Source organism: Micromonospora sp. WMMD956, assembly GCF_029626125.1.
Taxonomy (GTDB): Bacteria; Actinomycetota; Actinomycetes; order Mycobacteriales; family Micromonosporaceae; genus Micromonospora; species Micromonospora carbonacea.
In genome coordinates, this window is the sequence record NZ_JARUBI010000005.1 from 3,807,537 (window position 1) to 3,822,860 (window position 15,324).

General features: G+C 72.9%; 16 protein-coding genes. 4 read left to right on the forward strand and 12 right to left on the reverse strand.

Translation table 11 applies throughout. The features are described 5' to 3' along the window. Positions 1 to 21: 21 nt before the first annotated feature. The 7 genes from O7628_RS17530 to O7628_RS17560 form a co-directional block, all read right to left on the reverse strand. The gene (locus tag O7628_RS17530) at positions 22 to 354 is read right to left on the reverse strand and encodes a helix-turn-helix transcriptional regulator (protein ID WP_278131970.1); all 333 of its coding nucleotides are present in this window, start codon (positions 352 to 354) and stop codon (positions 22 to 24) included. Then, positions 351 to 719, reverse strand: coding sequence for a type II toxin-antitoxin system RelE/ParE family toxin (locus tag O7628_RS17535; protein ID WP_278131972.1), 369 nt, complete (start codon positions 717 to 719; stop codon positions 351 to 353). Before O7628_RS17535 ends, O7628_RS17530 begins: the two co-directional genes overlap by 4 nt. A 49-nt stretch (positions 720 to 768) precedes the next feature. Further along, a complete protein-coding gene (locus tag O7628_RS17540) occupies positions 769 to 1,377 on the reverse strand; it encodes a DedA family protein (RefSeq protein WP_074476729.1) in 609 nt (202 codons plus the stop codon). 270 nt (positions 1,378 to 1,647) lie between these two features. Continuing rightward, positions 1,648 to 3,687, reverse strand: a complete 2,040-nt coding sequence (locus O7628_RS17545; RefSeq protein WP_278131975.1) for an ABC transporter ATP-binding protein — start codon at positions 3,685 to 3,687, stop codon at positions 1,648 to 1,650. Beyond that, positions 3,684 to 5,423: an ABC transporter ATP-binding protein gene (locus O7628_RS17550; RefSeq protein ID WP_278131977.1), complete on the reverse strand. Its 1,740-nt coding sequence runs from the start codon at positions 5,421 to 5,423 to the stop codon at positions 3,684 to 3,686. The genes O7628_RS17545 and O7628_RS17550 overlap by 4 nt, the downstream gene beginning before the upstream one ends. Beyond that, positions 5,417 to 5,899, reverse strand: a complete 483-nt coding sequence (locus O7628_RS17555; RefSeq protein WP_278131978.1) for a MarR family transcriptional regulator — start codon at positions 5,897 to 5,899, stop codon at positions 5,417 to 5,419. Before O7628_RS17555 ends, O7628_RS17550 begins: the two co-directional genes overlap by 7 nt. Positions 5,900 to 5,923: 24 nt before the next feature. Next, positions 5,924 to 6,367, reverse strand: coding sequence for a DoxX family protein (locus O7628_RS17560; RefSeq protein ID WP_278131980.1), 444 nt, complete (start codon positions 6,365 to 6,367; stop codon positions 5,924 to 5,926). Positions 6,368 to 6,452: 85 nt separating this feature from the next. On the opposite strand from O7628_RS17560, the gene O7628_RS17565 reads away from it, so the two are divergent. Then, the gene (locus O7628_RS17565) at positions 6,453 to 7,010 is read left to right on the forward strand and encodes a TetR/AcrR family transcriptional regulator (protein WP_278131982.1); all 558 of its coding nucleotides are present in this window, start codon (positions 6,453 to 6,455) and stop codon (positions 7,008 to 7,010) included. A 149-nt stretch (positions 7,011 to 7,159) separates the two neighbouring features. On the opposite strand, the gene O7628_RS17570 is transcribed toward O7628_RS17565, so the two are convergent. From O7628_RS17570 to O7628_RS17580, 3 genes are all read right to left on the reverse strand, one after another. Beyond that, a complete protein-coding gene (locus O7628_RS17570; protein WP_278136334.1) occupies positions 7,160 to 7,612 on the reverse strand; it encodes a MarR family transcriptional regulator in 453 nt (150 codons plus the stop codon). Positions 7,613 to 7,809: 197 nt separating this feature from the next. After that, positions 7,810 to 9,249, reverse strand: a complete 1,440-nt coding sequence (locus tag O7628_RS17575) for a GuaB1 family IMP dehydrogenase-related protein (RefSeq protein ID WP_278131984.1) — start codon at positions 9,247 to 9,249, stop codon at positions 7,810 to 7,812. Between the two features lie 215 nt (positions 9,250 to 9,464). Then, positions 9,465 to 11,216: a biotin carboxylase N-terminal domain-containing protein gene (locus O7628_RS17580; RefSeq protein WP_278131986.1), complete on the reverse strand. Its 1,752-nt coding sequence runs from the start codon at positions 11,214 to 11,216 to the stop codon at positions 9,465 to 9,467. 145 nt (positions 11,217 to 11,361) lie between these two features. Here O7628_RS17580 and O7628_RS17585 point away from each other — a divergent pair, with 145 nt between their 5' ends. The 3 genes from O7628_RS17585 (at position 11,362) to O7628_RS17595 (ending at position 13,808) form a co-directional block, all read left to right on the forward strand. Beyond that, positions 11,362 to 11,964, forward strand: coding sequence for a PadR family transcriptional regulator (locus O7628_RS17585; protein ID WP_278136335.1), 603 nt, complete (start codon positions 11,362 to 11,364; stop codon positions 11,962 to 11,964). Positions 11,965 to 12,075: 111 nt separating this feature from the next. Continuing rightward, positions 12,076 to 13,035 (forward strand): ATP-binding cassette domain-containing protein, encoded by a 960-nt coding sequence (locus O7628_RS17590; protein ID WP_278131988.1) that lies wholly within the window; start codon positions 12,076 to 12,078, stop codon positions 13,033 to 13,035. 17 nt (positions 13,036 to 13,052) lie between these two features. Beyond that, entirely contained in the window at positions 13,053 to 13,808 is a 756-nt protein-coding gene (locus tag O7628_RS17595) for an ABC transporter permease (protein ID WP_074476719.1), read from the forward strand. A gap of 178 nt (positions 13,809 to 13,986) precedes the next feature. Here O7628_RS17595 and O7628_RS17600 read toward each other — a convergent pair whose 3' ends face one another. Together O7628_RS17600 and O7628_RS17605 are read right to left on the reverse strand one after the other, a co-directional pair. Then, positions 13,987 to 14,640: an O-methyltransferase gene (locus tag O7628_RS17600; RefSeq protein ID WP_278131990.1), complete on the reverse strand. Its 654-nt coding sequence runs from the start codon at positions 14,638 to 14,640 to the stop codon at positions 13,987 to 13,989. Next, a complete protein-coding gene (locus O7628_RS17605) occupies positions 14,637 to 15,305 on the reverse strand; it encodes a Maf family protein (RefSeq protein WP_278131992.1) in 669 nt (222 codons plus the stop codon). The genes O7628_RS17600 and O7628_RS17605 overlap by 4 nt, the downstream gene beginning before the upstream one ends. Positions 15,306 to 15,324: the final 19 nt, after the last annotated feature.

The window sequence follows — 15,324 nt, forward strand, 5'->3', positions numbered from 1 at the left end:
CTCGTGGTCAGCCCGGTGACTTCACGCGACGTCGAGTCGGATGTTTCCGATCCGGGCGACCACGTCGAGGTGTCCGCCCAGGCCGGTGACGTACGCGCGGAGGCTTTCCAGGCTGGTGTGCTGGCCGTTCTCGATCTGACTGATCCGTGCCTGGGACAGCCCCGCGGCCTCCGCGAGCTGCGTCTGGGTCAGGCCGAGCTGCTTGCGGATCTCGGCCAGCTGAGCGCCGCTGACCTTGGCCAGCATCCGTTCGCGCAGCTCCTCACGCCGGGCCATTCGTTCGGGGTGCTCCCACTCGGGGTCGATCTCCCGGGCCTTGGCCTTGACGTCCCGCCAATCCGCTCCACCGGTCATCGTTGCGCTTCCTTCAGGCTGATCAGGTGTTCCTGGAATCGCTCGTCCGCCAAGGGTACGGCCGTCCGGTACCAGCTCTGCCAACTTCCCGACTTGTCTCCGGCCACCAGGAACACCGCCTCCCGCCGAGGGTCGAAGGCGAAGATCATCCGCACCTCTGTCGATTTGCCTGAGCCGGGCCTCAGTTCTTTCATGTGATGGAAGGAACTGCTCTTGAGACGGTCGACCAACGGGCGGCCCAGTGCCGGGCCGTGTTCGGCAAGGAGATCGATGGCCTCGCTGACCAGGTCGGCGCTAGCCGGATCGGAGCGGCAGAGCAGCAAGAACCATGTCTCGACCTCGGGATGCAGCCTCACGTCCCACACCTCACGAATATAAGTTCGACTTATTCGGCAAGGTGGGAGGCGCGCCAGGTCAGTCGGTCGGGGGTTCGGGGCGGGCGCGGCGGGTGCCGAAGGCGGTCATCGCCCAGCCGGCCGCCGCGAAGCCGGCCGCCGCCGCCCCGGCGATCACCAGCAGCTGCCACGCCGACTCGGTCAGCGCCGTGCCGCCGAGGTGCCCGATCAGCGTCCCGTAGGTGGCCCAGCCGGCCGCCGCCAGCGCCTCGTACGTGATGAACAGCCGGTAGGGGTACCGGCTGCGGCCGGCGGCGAAGCAGGCGGCCATCCGGCCGCCGGGCACGAAGCGGCAGAGCAGGATCACCAGCGGCCCCGGTTGGCGCAGCCCCCGGGTCACCCGGCCGGCGATCCGGCGGGCCCGGCCGGGCGCGGTGGTCGTCGCCGGCCGGCGGTCCGGCGCGCGCCGGCCCAGCAGGTAGCAGGCGAGGTCGCCGACGAAGACGCCGAGGGCGCCGACGCCGATGGTCACCGGCAGGCTCAGCCCGCCGTACACGGTGAGCGCGCCGCCGGTGATCATCAAGACCTGCGTGGGTACGACCGGCACGAAGGCGTCGACCGCCAGCAGGCCGAGCAGGACCAGATAGGCCCAGAGCGGCGAGGCGACGTTGGTCAGCAGCTCAGGCACGACTCCCACCTCGCCGGGTCCGGCCGATCGGATGCACCGAGCCTGCCGGCCTGCCCAGCGTCACCGCAGTCCACCCCGGCTGCGGGTGACCGCCGACACGGCCGGCGGGCCGGTAACCTCCCCGAACGGGTGGAGGCGGTCGGCGCGTCCGTGACGAGCGGCGTACCGTTGTCGGGGCGCGGCCCCGCACGTCGGGCCCTCGTTCCCGACGTCCGGGCCGCCAGGGCCGCCGGCAGGTCCCGTGCCGGCGGCCCGCCAATGTCACGACGCTCAGCCCTGGACCGCGACGGGCCTGGGCCCCGGTTCGCCGACGGCGACCGGGTCCGGCTGGGTGAACTGGGCCTGGTAGAGCCGGTGGTACGCGCCCTGCGCCGCCAGCAGCTGCTCGTGGGTGCCCTGCTCGACGATGCGGCCGTTCTCCATCATCAGGATCAGGTGCGCGTCGCGGATGGTGGACAGGCGGTGGGCGATGACGAAGCTGGTCCGGTCGGAACGCAGCGCCGCCATGGCCCGCTGGAGCAGCACCTCCGTGCGGGTGTCCACCGAGCTGGTCGCCTCGTCGAGGATCAGCAGCGACGGCTCGGCCAGGAACGCCCGGGCGATGGTGATGAGCTGCTTCTCGCCCGCGCTGACGTTGCTGCCCTCCGAGTCGATGACGGTGTCGTAGCCGTCGGGGAGGCTGCGCACGAAGCGGTCCACGAACGTGGCCTGGGCGGCGGCCACGATCTCCTCCTCGCTCGCGCCCGGCCGCCCGTACGCGATGTTCTCGCGGATCGTGCCGCCGAAGAGCCAGGTGTCCTGGAGGACCATGCCGATCCGGCCGCGCAGGTCGTCGCGGCGCAGGGTGGTGATGTCGACCCCGTCGAGGGTGATCCGGCCGGCGTCCAGCTCGTAGAAGCGCATGACCAGGTTGACCAGGGTGGTCTTGCCGGCGCCGGTGGGCCCGACGATGGCCACCGTGTGCCCCGGCTCGGCGACCAGCGACAGGTCGGTGATCAGCGGCTTGTCCGGCTCGTACCGGAAGGAGACGCGGTCGAACTCGACGCGGCCGTGCGGGTCGGCGACCCGGGCCGGCACGGCCGGGTCGGGGCTCTGCTCCTCGGCGTCGAGCACCGCGAACACCCGCTCGGCGGAGGCGATCCCCGACTGCAACAGGTTGGCCATCGAGGCGACCTGGGTCAGCGGCTGGGTGAACTGCCGCGAGTACTGAATGAACGCCTGCACGTCGCCGAGGCTCATCGTGCCCGACGCCACCCGCAGCCCGCCGACCACGACGATCGCGACGTAGCTGAGGTTCCCGATGAAGGTCATCGCCGGCATGATGATGCCGGAGATGAACTGGGCGCCGAAGCTGGCCCGGAACAGCTCCTCGTTCTTGGCGGTGAAGGCGGCCTCCACCTCGCGCTGCCGGCCGAAGACCTTCACCAGCTCGTGCCCGGTGAACGCCTCCTCGATCTGGCCGTTCAGCTGGCCGGTGTGCGTCCACTGGTCGATGAACCGCTGCTGCGAACGCTTCGCGATCGCGCCGGTGACCACCACCGACAGCGGCACGGCGACCAGGGCGACCAGCGCCAGCAGCGGCGAGATCCAGAACATCATGGCCAGGACGCCGACCACGGTCAGCAGCGAGGTGAGCAACTGGCTCAGCGTCTGCTGGAGGGTCTGCGAGATGTTGTCGATGTCGTTGGTGACCCGGCTGAGCAGCTCGCCCCGGGGCTGCCGGTCGAAGTACGGCAGGGGCAGCCGGTTCAGCTTGCCCTCGACGTCGGCGCGCAGCCGCAGCACCGTGCGCTGCACCACCCCGGTGAGCAGCCAGCCCTGCCACCACATGAGCACGCTGACCGCCACGTAGAGGGCGAGGGCGAACAGCAGCACCCGGCCCAGGGCGGCGAAGTCGATGCCGACCCCGGGCACCACGTCCATCCGGGCCAGCATGTTGGCGAAGTTGTCGTTGCCGGCCGCGCGGGCCGCCGCGACGGCCTGCTCGGCGGTGGCCCCGGCCGGGAGCTGCCGGCCGAGCACCCCGCGGAAGATCAGGTCGGTGGCGTGGCCGAGCACCTTCGGCCCGTACGCGCTGAGCGCGACGCCGACCAGCGCGAGGGCGACGATGGCGACGAGCTGGAGGCGGTGCGGCCGCAACCGGCGCAGCAGCCGCCGGGCCGACGGCCCGAAGCTGATCGACTTCTCGGCCGGCATGCCGGCGCCCATCCACGGCGGGCCGCCGCGCTGGCGGCCGGGAGGCAACCGTTTCGGCGTGGCCGCCTCCGCCCGGGTCGCCCCGGTGGGCCGCTGGTCCGGCAGGGCCGTCATGCCGGCACCTCCGCGGTCTGCTGGGACGCGACGATCTCCGCGTACGTCGGGCAGTTCTCCAGTAGTTCGGCGTGCCGGCCCATCCCGACGATGCCCCCGTCCTCAAGCACGATGATCTGGTCGGCGTCGACGATCGTGGAGACCCGCTGGGCCACGATCACCACCGCCGCGTCCCTGGTGACCGGCCGCAGCGCCGCCCGCAGCCGGGCGTCGGTGCCGAGGTCGAGCGCCGAGAACGAGTCGTCGAACAGGTAGATCTCCGGCTTGCGCACCAGGGCGCGGGCGATCGCGAGGCGCTGCCGCTGCCCGCCGGAGACGTTGGTGCCGCCCTGCGCGATCGGGGCGTCCAGCCCCTTGGGCAGCTCGGCGACGAAGTCGCGCGCCTGGGCGACCTCCAGGGCCGCCCAGAGCTCGGCGTCGGTGGCCTCCGGGTTGCCGTACCGCAGGTTGCTGGCGATCGTGCCGCTGAACAGGTACGGCCGCTGCGGCACCAGCCCGATCCGCCGCCACAGCTCGTCCGGGGCGAGGTCGCGGACGTCCACCCCGTCGACCAGCACCGCCCCGGCCGTGGCGTCGACCAGCCGGGGGACCAGCGTGAGCAGGGTGGTCTTGCCGGCCCCCGTGCTGCCGATGACGGCCGTGGTGCGCCCGGCGGTCACCGTGAACGAGATGTCGTGCAGCACCGGCGCGCTCGCCCCCGGATACTGGAACCGGACGCCGCGCAGCTCCAGCGAGCCCCGGTCGGGCACCTCGGTCACCGGCGCGGCCGGGGGGACGACCGTCGATTCGGTGTCCAGCACCTCGACGACCCGCTCGGCGCAGACCGCGGCGCGGGGGATCATCATCATCATGAGGGCCGCCATCATGACGGCCATCAGGATCTGCATGAGGTATTGCAGGAAGGCGGTGAGCGCGCCGACCTGGACCTGGCCGGCGTCGACGGGTGCCGCGCCGAACCAGAGCACGGCGATGCTGGAGACGTTGAGCACCAGCAACGCGATGGGGAAGACCAGGGCCGTCAGCCGGCCGGTGCGCAGGGCGGTCGCCGTGAGGTCGGCGTTCGCGCGGTCGAAGCGCTCCGTCTCGTACGGCTCCCGGACGAACGCCCGGACCACCCGGATGCCGGTGATCTGCTCGCGCAGCACGCGGTTGACCACGTCGATGCGGGTCTGCATGAGCCGGAACCCGGGCACCATCCGCCGGATGATCAGGGCGAGCGCGAGCGCGAGCGCCAGCACCGGGACGCTGACCAGCAGCAGCCAGGACAGCCCGATGTCCTCGCGCAGCGCCATCACCACCCCGCCGACGCTCATGATCGGCGCGGCGACCAGGACGGTGCAGCTCATCAGCACGAGCATCTGCACCTGCTGCACGTCGTTGGTGTTGCGGGTGATCAGCGAGGGCGCGCCGAAGCGGGCCACCTCGCGGGCGGAGAACCGGTTGACGTGGGCGAAGATCTCGGCGCGGACGTCCCGGCCGAAGCCCATCGCCGTGCGCGCACCGAGGTAGACCGCGGCGATGGAGCAGGCGATCTGCACCACGCTGACCAGCAGCATCCAGCCGCCGGTGCGCATGATGTAGCCAGTGTCGCCCCGGGTGACGCCCTGGTCGATGATGTCGGCATTGAGGCTCGGCAGGTAGAGCGAGGCCATGGTGCCGACGAACTGGAACGCCAGCACCGCCGCCAGCGGCCGGCGATAGGGGCGCAGGTACGCGCGGAGCAGCCGGATCAGCACGCAGAGGTCTCCGGTCTCGTGTCGGGGTTCGTCATGTCTGGTTCCTCTCCGCTGCCGATGACCTCCAGCAGGAACTGCCGGATCACGGCCGCCTTCGCCGGATCGGCGTCGACCGAGGTCAGCGGTCGTCCGGACTGCATGAGTGTGGTGAGCGCGGCGATGCGTTCCCGGCCGGCGGCGGTGAGGACGAGCCGCACGCTGCGCCGGTCGGCGTCGTCGCGCTGCCGCTCGACCAGGCCGTCGCGCTCCAGCGTGTCGACGATGCCGGTGAGGGTGGCCGGGCGGATGAAGCCCGCCTCGGCGACCGCCCGGAGCGGCAGCTCGCCGTGGCGGGCCAGGGTCAGCAGGGTGACCATGCCCGCCTGGGTCAGACCGTGCTCCTCGGCGAGGTAGCGGTTCCACCGCTGCCCGACGACGTGGCCGGCGGTCACCAACAGCCGGCCCAGCGGCACGTCCCCCAGCCCGATCAGGTCCATGCGCTCATGTTAGCCCCCTGATAGTCAGGCCCCAAACAAAATGGCGGCCGTGGCGGCGAGGAAGGCCACCTGGAGCAACGCGCGAGGAACGAGCGGGGTCACCGGCCGGCCGGCCAGGGTCAGCCCGCGCCGGGCGGCCGAGACGTTGGCCGGGAACATGGCGAGCAGCAGCAGCCCCAGCCCGGCCGCCGCCCATCCCGCCGTGGCCGGCACGAGCAGCGCGACGGCCCCGGCCAGTTCCAGCACGCCGGTGACGGTCACCAGCAGCTCCGGGCGGGGCAGCCGGGGCGGCACCATGGCGACCAGGTCGGCCCGGCGGGCGGTGAAGTGGGCGGACGCGGTGAGCGCGAACAGGGTCGCCAGCCCGACCCGCAGCGCGGGGTGCCAGCCGTCCAGGGCGTCCACGCCGAGCAGCCCGGCCAGCCGGGCCGCGGCGAAGCCGGCGACGAGAGCGATCAGGGGTGCCACGAGGCCTCCTCGGTCAGGGGGAACTTGTCACTGACTAGATTGCGCCGGGCTCGCTATCTTGTCAATGACAAGTTAGGCTTCGCCCATGACCGGACCGCGTGGCTACCATCACGGTGACCTGCGCCGCACCCTGCTCGCCGCCGCCGTCGAGGCGATCACCGAGGCCGGGCCGGCGGCCCTGAGCCTGCGCGACCTGGCCCGCCGCGCCGGGGTCTCGCACGCCGCCCCCGCCCACCACTTCGGCGACAAGGCGGGGCTGCTCACCGCGCTCGCCGTCGAGGGCTTCGACCTGCTGGCCGCAGCGCTGTGCGGGGCCGGCGACCTGCTCGACGCCGGCGTCGCGTACGTCCGCTTCGCGGTCGGGCACCGGGCCCACTTCGAGGTGATGTTCCGCCCGGAGCTCTACCGGCACGACGACCCCGAGGTGGCCGCCGCCCGCGAGCGGGCCGGCGCGGCGCTGCGGGCCGGCGTGGCCGCGCTCCCGCGCGACGCCACCGCCCCGGACCAGGACTCGGACGCCCTCGCCGCCTGGTCGATCGTGCACGGATTCGCGACCCTCTGGCTGGCCGGCGCGCTCCCGCCCCGCACCGGCCCGGACCCGGAAGCCGCCGCCCGCACGGTCATCCGCCGCCTCTTCGACTGACGCCGGCCCGGTGGCTCGTCGGTTGACGTCGGCTTCTTCGCTGACGTCGGCCCGGCGCGGACGTCGCCTCCTTTGCTGACGTCGGCCCGGCGCGGACGTCGCCTCCTTTGCTGACGTCGGCCCGGCGCGGAGCGTGCCGGTGCCCCGGCTCAGCGCGGAGCGCGGCGCTGCGTCGGCTCGGCCGGGGTGGCGTCGGCGTACTCGCGCATCACCTCGGCCGTCTCCCGCAGGAACGCGGCGGTCGCCGCCGCCTGCTCCGGGGAGAGCCGACCGACCGCCCGCTCCACCCCGGCGAGCATCGGCCGCAGCGCCTCGACCACCTGCGCGGCGGCGTGGTCGGTCACCTGGAGACACAGCCTCCGCCGATCGCGCGGATGCGGGGCGCGCGCCACGTGCCCGGCCTGCACCAGCCGGTCGACCAGGGTGGTCGCCGACGCCGACCGGATGCCCAGCCGGTTGCCCAGCTCCACGGGGCCGAGCGGCTCCGTGCTGGCGACGAGGTGGTCGATCGCGGCGGCGTCGGTCGCCCCGACGCCCAGCCGCCGGCCCAGCGCGGCGCGGATGTCCCCGGCGACCCGGAGCACATCGCGCAGGGCCACCACCGTCTCGCTGTCCGCCGCCTGCGGGCCCGCAGCCCCGTTGCCCGGCGTCGCACCGTCCGCCGGGCTCGCCTGGGCCCCCGGCACGCCAGCGCCCGCCGGCAAGGCGGGCGAAACGTGCTCCATGGGTAAAAGTTAGCATCCGGCAATAGTCTGCTCGCCAAGTAATCGATCGGGCGCGCGGGCGGAAGGAACGCGGGTCACCAACTCGTCGGGAGGGGCATCCCCTCGGTGTAGCCGGCCGTGCTCTGCACCCCGACCAACGCCCGCTCCGCGAACTCCGCCAGGCTGCGCGCGCCCGCGTACGTGCACGCGCTGCGCACCCCGGAGACGATCTCGTCGATCAGGTCCTCGACGCCGGGGCGGTCCGGGTCGAGGTACATCCGGGCCGAGGAGATGCCCTCCTCGAAGATCGCCTTGCGGGCCCGGTCGAACGCGCCGTCCTCGGCCGTGCGCGCGCTGACCGCCCGCGACGAGGCCATCCCGAAGCTCTCCTTGTACCGCCGGCCGTCCGCGTCGGCGTACAGGTCGCCGGGGGACTCGTAGGTGCCGGCGAACCAGGAGCCGATCATCACGTTCGACGCGCCGGCGGCGAGCGCCAGCGCCACGTCACGCGGGTGCCGCACCCCGCCGTCGGCCCAGACGTGCCGGCCCAGCTCCCGCGCCGCCGCCGCGCAGTCCAGCACCGCCGAGAACTGCGGCCGCCCCACGCCGGTCATCATCCGGGTGGTGCACATCGCGCCCGGTCCGACGCCCACCTTCACTATGTCGGCGCCGGCCGCGACGAGGTCGCGTACCCCGTCGGCGGTGACGACGTTGCCGGCCGCGACCGGGACGCCCGGGTCGAGCTTGCGCACCGCCCGCAGCGCGGACATCATCCGCTCCTGGTGCCCGTGCGCGGTGTCCACCACCAGGGTGTCGACCCCGGCCTCCAGCAGCGCGGCGGCCTTGCCCGTGACGTCGCCGTTGATGCCGACGGCCGCCGCGATCCGCAGCCGGCCCCGGCCGTCCACCGCCGGCCGGTAGAGGGTCGCGCGCAGCGCGCCCTTGCGGGTCAGCACCCCGACGAGGCGGCCGTCGCCGTCCACCACCGGCGCGAGTCGCCGTCGGGCCGCCGAGAGCCGGTCGAATCCGGTACGCGGGTCCGCGTCCGCCGGCACCGTGTGCAGCTCGGTCGACATCACGTGCCGGAGCTGGGCGAACCGGTCCACGCCCAGGGTGTCCGCCTCCGTCACCACGCCCAGGGGTCGGCCGGTCTCGTCGACCACCACCACCGCGCCGTGCGACCGCTTCGGCAGCAGGTGGATGGCGTCGCCGACGGTGTCGGTGGGGCCGAGGGTGATCGCCGTGTCGTGCACCAGGTGCCGCCGCTTGACCCAGCCGACGACGTTGGCCACCACGTCGATCGGGATGTCCTGCGGGATCACGGCGATCGCGCCGCGCCGGGCGACGGTCTCGGCCATCCGCCGGCCGGCCACCGCCGTCATGTTCGCCACCACCAGGGGAATGGTGGTGCCCGTGCCGTCCGAGGTGGCCAGGTCGACGTCCAGCCGGGAGCCGACCTCGGAACGGGCCGGGGCCATGAAGACGTCGTTGTAGGTCAGGTCGTGCGCGGGGACCGCGCCATGAAGGAACCGCACCCGGCCATCATCGCCGCACCCCGGCCCCGCCGCCCGCGCTGGGCACGGAAAACACCCCCGTGCGGGTCCGCGCAAGCCCAAGCCCGAGCCCGCCCGCCGCTGCCCTGCGCCCGCCGCTGCCCTGCCCACGGTGCCCGCCGCGTGGCGGCGCGCAGGGTGTTAGGAAGGGGCCCTTCCTATGCAGAATGCGTTAACAGGGGGCCCTTCCTTACGCCTCAGGCGATGGTGCAGATGGGGGCGCCGGCGGTGATGACCGCGCCGACCTCGGCGGACAGCCCGCTGACGGTGCCCGCCTTGTGCGCGTGCAGCGGCTGCTCCATCTTCATCGCCTCCAGCACGACGACCAGGTCGCCCTCGGCGACGGTGTCCCCGTCGGCGACGGCGATCTTCACGATCGTGCCCTGCATCGGCGAGGTGAGCGCGTCGCCGTCGACCGCCGCGCCGGCCTTGGCCCCGCCGCCCCGGCGGGCCGGCTTGCGCGCGGTGGGCACGGCAGCGACCGTGCCCGCGCCGAGGCCGGCGGGCAGCGTCACCTCCAGCCGCTTGCCGCCCACCTCGACCACGACCGTCTCCCGTTCGGCCGGACCCTCGGCGGGGCCGGCGACGGCGGCGAACGGCGGGACGGTGTTGTCGAACTCCGTCTCGATCCACCGGGTGTGCACGGTGAACGGCGCGGCGGTGAACGCGGGGTCGCGCACCACGAGGCGGTGGAACGGCAGCGCCGTGGCCATCCCCTCGACGACCATCTCGTCCAGCGCCCGCCGGGCCCGCTCCAGGGCCTCGGTGCGGGTCTCGCCGGTCACGATCACCTTGGCCAGCAGCGAGTCGAAGTTGCCGCCGATCACGTCGCCGGCCGAGATGCCGGTGTCCACCCGGACGCCGGGGCCGGTGGGCAGCCGCAGCGCGGTGACCGTGCCGGGTGCGGGCAGGAAGTTGCGGCCCGGGTCCTCGCCGTTGATCCGGAACTCGATGGCGTGCCCGCGCGGCGTCGGGTCCTCGGTCAGCCGCAGCCGCTCGCCGTCGGCGATGCGGAACTGCTCGCGGACCAGGTCGATGCCGGCGGTCTCCTCGGTGACCGGGTGCTCGACCTGGAGGCGGGTGTTGACCTCCAGGAAGGAGATCGTGCCGTCCGCGCCGACCAGGTATTCCACCGTGCCCGCGCCGTGGTAGCCGGCCTCCCGGCAGATCGCCTTGGCGCTGTCGTGGATCTGGGCGCGCTGGGCGTCGGTGAGGAACGGCGCGGGCGCCTCCTCGACGAGCTTCTGGTGCCGGCGCTGGAGCGAGCAGTCCCGGGTGCCGACGACGACCACGTTGCCGTGCTGGTCGGCGAGGACCTGCGCCTCGACGTGCCGGGGCTGGTCGAGGTACCGCTCGACGAAGCACTCGCCCCGGCCGAACGCGGCGACCGCCTCGCGGGTGGCCGACTCGAACAGGTGCGGGATCTCCTCCAGGGTGCGGGCCACCTTGAGGCCGCGACCGCCGCCGCCGAAGGCGGCCTTGATGGCCACGGGCAGGCCGTGCTCGACCGCGAACGCGGTCACCTCGTCGTGGCCGGCGACCGGGTCCGGGGTGCCGGGGACCAGGGGCGCGCCGGCCCGCTGGGCGATGTGCCGGGCGGTGACCTTGTCGCCGAGGTCGCGGATCGCCTGCGGGGTCGGGCCGATCCAGGTCAGGCCCGCGTCGAGGACGGCCTGGGCGAAGTCGGCGTTCTCGGAGAGGAAGCCGTACCCGGGGTGGACGGCGTCGGCCCCGGCCTGCGCGGCGACGGCGATCAGCTTGTCGATCCGCAGGTACGTCTCGGCGGCGGTGTCGCCGCCCAGGGCGTACGCCTCGTCGGCGAGGGTGACGTGCAGCGCGTCCCGGTCGGAGTCGGCGTAGACGGCGACGCTGCCCAGGCCGGCGTCGCGGCAGGCGCGGATGACGCGGACGGCGATCTCGCCTCGGTTGGCGATGAGTACCTTGCGCACCTGGTGGCTCCTCCCGGGATGTTACTGACGGGGAGTTTATCGGCCGAGGTCGCGGCCCTAACGATCGCTCAGTGTGGGATGCGGCACTGTCCCGCCGCCCATAGTCAAACTTGCCTAATACGCTTCTCCGGTGTCTGCCACTCGGATGATGATTCTCGGCCTGGTCAAGTGGATGCAGCCGGTGCACGGCTACGACGTCCGCCGCGAGCTGCTCAGTTGGGGCGCCGACAAGTGGGCCAACGTGCAGCCCGGCTCGATCTACCACGCGCTGCGCAAGCTCGGCGAGGAGGGACTGCTGCGCGAGGTCGCCACCGAGCAGGTCGGCGTCCGGCCGGCCCGGACGACGTACGAGATCACCCCGAAGGGGGTCGACGAGTTCGAGACCCTGCTGCGCGACCTGTGGTGGGGCAATCATCAGACGAACGACCCGTTCATGGCGGCGTTCGCGTTCCTGCCGGCGCTGCCCAGGCCGGAGGCGGCGGCCGCGCTGCGCAGTCGGGGGCAGGTGCTGCGGGCCGGCGTGGAGAGCATGCGCGCCTCGATGGCGTCGGCCTGGATCCGTGACTCCAAGCCGGTGGGCGTGAGCTGGACGTACGAGCTGTGGATCGCCAAGGGCGAGGCCGAGGCGGACTGGTGCGAGCGGGTCGCCGACCGGATCGAGGCCGGCGTGCCGTACCTGCCGGAGGGGCTGTCCGGACGGGACGACTGGCACCTCGGGGAGGGGCAGGCGAGTCATAATCAAAGTTGACTATAAAAGCTATATCGCGTTAGCCTCGCCGCGAGTGTCGGGGTCACCCGTGTGGCGTGGCGTCCCCGGGGGGAAGCCGGCCCGTCCGGCCAAGGACGACCAGGAGCGAAGATGATCGAGACCAGAGGGCTGCGGAAGTCGTTCCGCTCCCGTGCCGGTCGACAGCACAAGACCGTCGACGCCGTCCGCGGCGTCGACCTGGACGTCGCCGAGGGGGAGATCTTCGGGTTCCTCGGCCCGAACGGCGCCGGCAAGACCACCACCCTGCGGATGCTGGCCACCCTCATCGCCCCCGACGGCGGCCAGGCCACCATCGCCGGGGCCGACCTGCTGCGCGACCCTGCCGAGGTGCGCCGCCGGATCGGCTACGTCGCCCAGGGCGGCAGCACCTGGGACGACTCCACCGCCCGCGAGGAGCTGGTCCTGCACGCCCGGATGTACGGCATCGGCAAGGCCGACGCCCGCCGCCGCGCCGAACGCGCCCTCGCCGCCTTCCAGCTCACCGAGTACGCCGACCGCAAGTGCAAGACCTACTCCGGCGGCCAGCGCCGCCGCGTCGAGATCGCCCTCGGCATCATCCACGACCCGCGCATCGTCTTCCTCGACGAGCCGACCACCGGCCTCGACCCGCAGAGCCGCGCCTACATGTGGGACGAGATCCGCCGGCTGCGCGCCGAGGGGATGACCGTCTTCATCACCACGCACTACCTCGACGAGGCCGACGCGCTCTGCGACCGGATCGCGATCATGGACCACGGCGAGGTGGTCGCCGAGGGCACCCCGACGGGCCTGAAGCACGAGATCTCCGGCGAGGTGCTGCTCGTCGGGCTCGACGTCGCCGCCACCCCGCAGGCCGCCCAACTGCTCGACGTCGAGCCGTACATCGTCAAGCTGGAGACCGTCGACGGCGGCGGCCTGCGGCTGACCGTCGAGGAGGGGGCGACCGCCATCCCGCAGGTCCTGCGCCGACTCGACCACGCCGGCGTCGCGCTCAACTCCATCGAGCTGCACCGCCCCAGCCTCGACGACGTCTTCCTCACCAAGACCGGCCGCTCGCTGCGCGAGTCCTGACCTCCCCGGAGTCGATCATGAAGTTCGCCCGCGACACCTGGCTCGTCTTCCAACGCCAGACGCGGCTCCTGCTCCGCAACCCGGTCTGGGTCTTCGTCGGAGTCTTCCAGCCGGTGATGTACCTGCTCCTCTTCGCCCCGCTGCTCAAGCCGGCGCTGAACGCGCCGACCCAGGCCGAGGCGTACAAGATCTTCGTGCCCGGCCTGCTGGTCCTGCTGGCCATCTTCGGCGGCCTCTTCCAGGGCTTCGGCCTGATCGCCGAGCTGCGCGCCGGGGTCATCGAACGGTCCCGGGTCACCCCGGTCAGCCGGCTCGCGCTGCTGCTCGGCCGGTCCCTGCGCGACGTCGTGTCCCTGCTCGCCCAGGCCGTCATCATCACCGTGCTCGCGCTCCTGTTCGAGCTGCGCGTGTTCATCGGCGACCTGCTGCTGGCGTACCTGATGCTCGCCCTCATCGCGCTGATGACCTCGGCCGTCTCCTACGGCGTCGCGCTCAAGGTCAAGAGCGAGGACGCGCTCGCCCCGCTGATGAACACCGTCGCCCAGCCGGTGCTGCTGCTCTCCGGCATCCTGCTGCCGCTCACCTTCGCCCCCGGCTGGCTCCAGGGCATCGCCGAGTGGAACCCGTTCTCCTGGGCCGTCGACGGCACCCGGGCCCTGTTCGCCGGCGACCTCGGCAACGACAAGGTCTGGCAGGGCCTCGGCATCATCGCGGTGCTGGCCGCCGCCGGCGTCGCCTGGGCCGCCCGCCAGTTCGCCCGCAGCGTCCGCTGAGCTGCGCGACGCGCGCAATGCGCGCGACGCGTGCAAGGAAGGGCCCCTTGTTAACGCTTTCGGTATAGGAAGGGCCCCCTCCTAACAACGTGCCCCGCCGCACCCCAGCGTGATCGGGGTGTGGCGGGGCACGTTGAGCGTCGGTGAGCGGGAGCGATCAGTCGGCCGAGGGCCGTCGTCAGCGCACCCGGGCCAGGGTCAGCCCGTCGGCGATCGGCAGCAGCACCGGTTCCACCCGGACGTCGGCCATCACCTCGTCGTTGAACGCGGCGACGGCCCGGTCGTCGGCGTTGCTCGGGGCGAGCACCCGACCACCGCGCAGCGTGTTGTCCACCGCGACGATGCCGCCCGGGCGCATGCGCGGCACCAGCTCCGCCCAGTAGACCGGGTAGCCGACCTTGTCCGCGTCGATGAACGCGAAGTCCAGGTGCCGCTCGTGCGGCAACTCGCGCAGCGTGTCCCCGGCCGGCCCGATCCGCAGCTCGATCCGGTCGTCGACCCCGGCCCGCGTCCAGTACCGCCGCGCCACGTCCGTGTACTCCGCCGAGATGTCGAAGCAGGTCAACTGCCCGCCCTCGGCCAGCCCTCGCGCGATCGCCAGCGAGGACATGCCGGTGAAGGTGCCCACCTCCACCGCCCGCCGCGCCCCCACCAACCGGGTGAGGAACGTCAGGAACGCGGCCTGCTCGGGGGCCACCTGCATCCTCGCCTCGGCGGGCAGCGCGGCGAGGGTCTCCTCGACCAGGTCCCGCATCACCTCGTCCGGGGCCGATCCGTGGGCCACCACGTACGCGTGCAGTTCCGGGGTCAGCGGCAGCGACTTCGTCGTCATGACCGGACCGTACCCAGCGCCTCGACCTCCTGGCCGCCCGGTGCGACCTTCGTCCACAGGTCGATGATCCGCAGGTCCAGCTCACCGAGAAGACGACGCAGCAGCGGCAGGGAGAGCCCGACCACCGTGCCCGGATCGCCGTCGATCCCCTCCAGGAACGCCCCGCCCAACCCGTCGATGGTGAACGCGCCGGCCACCGCGAGCGGCTCGCCCGTCGCGACGTACGCCGCGATCTCCTCGTCGCTGACCTCGGCGAACCGCACGGTGGTCGAAGCGACCGCCTCGGCGCGCGTCTCGTGGATGACGTCGATCAGGCAGTGCCCGGTGTGCAGGACCCCGCTGCGCCCCCGCATCCGCTCCCAACGCCGCGTCGCGTCGGCCTCGTCGGCCGGCTTGCCGAGGATCTCGCCGTCGAAGGCGAGCACCGAGTCGCAGCCGAGCACCAGCGTCCGCTCGTCGGCGGTGGGCCGCAGCCGGCCGACGACCGCCTGTGCCTTCAGACGGGCCAGCTCCAGGCACAGCTCCTCGGCCCGTTCGCTGACCACCTGTGACTCGTCGACCCCGCTGACCAGCACGTCGGGTTCGATGCCGGCGGCATGGAGAAGCTTGCGGCGGGCAGGGCTCGCCGACGCGAGCACGAGTCGGAGCGCAATCGAGTTCGACACGCCGCCGACGCTACCGCCT

Excerpts from the sequence above, each read along its gene's own strand:
- O7628_RS17530 (WP_278131970.1), bottom strand. The coding sequence starts at position 354 with ATGACCGGTGGAGCGGATTGGCGGGACGTCAAGGCCAAGGCCCGGGAG.
- O7628_RS17545 (WP_278131975.1), bottom strand. The coding sequence starts at position 3,687 with ATGACGGCCCTGCCGGACCAGCGGCCCACCGGGGCGACCCGGGCGGAG.
- O7628_RS17555 (WP_278131978.1), bottom strand. The coding sequence starts at position 5,899 with ATGGACCTGATCGGGCTGGGGGACGTGCCGCTGGGCCGGCTGTTGGTG.
- O7628_RS17565 (WP_278131982.1), top strand. The coding sequence starts at position 6,453 with ATGACCGGACCGCGTGGCTACCATCACGGTGACCTGCGCCGCACCCTG.
- O7628_RS17585 (WP_278136335.1), top strand. The coding sequence starts at position 11,362 with ATGATGATTCTCGGCCTGGTCAAGTGGATGCAGCCGGTGCACGGCTAC.
- O7628_RS17590 (WP_278131988.1), top strand. The coding sequence starts at position 12,076 with ATGATCGAGACCAGAGGGCTGCGGAAGTCGTTCCGCTCCCGTGCCGGT.
- O7628_RS17595 (WP_074476719.1), top strand. The coding sequence starts at position 13,053 with ATGAAGTTCGCCCGCGACACCTGGCTCGTCTTCCAACGCCAGACGCGG.
- O7628_RS17600 (WP_278131990.1), bottom strand. The coding sequence starts at position 14,640 with ATGACGACGAAGTCGCTGCCGCTGACCCCGGAACTGCACGCGTACGTG.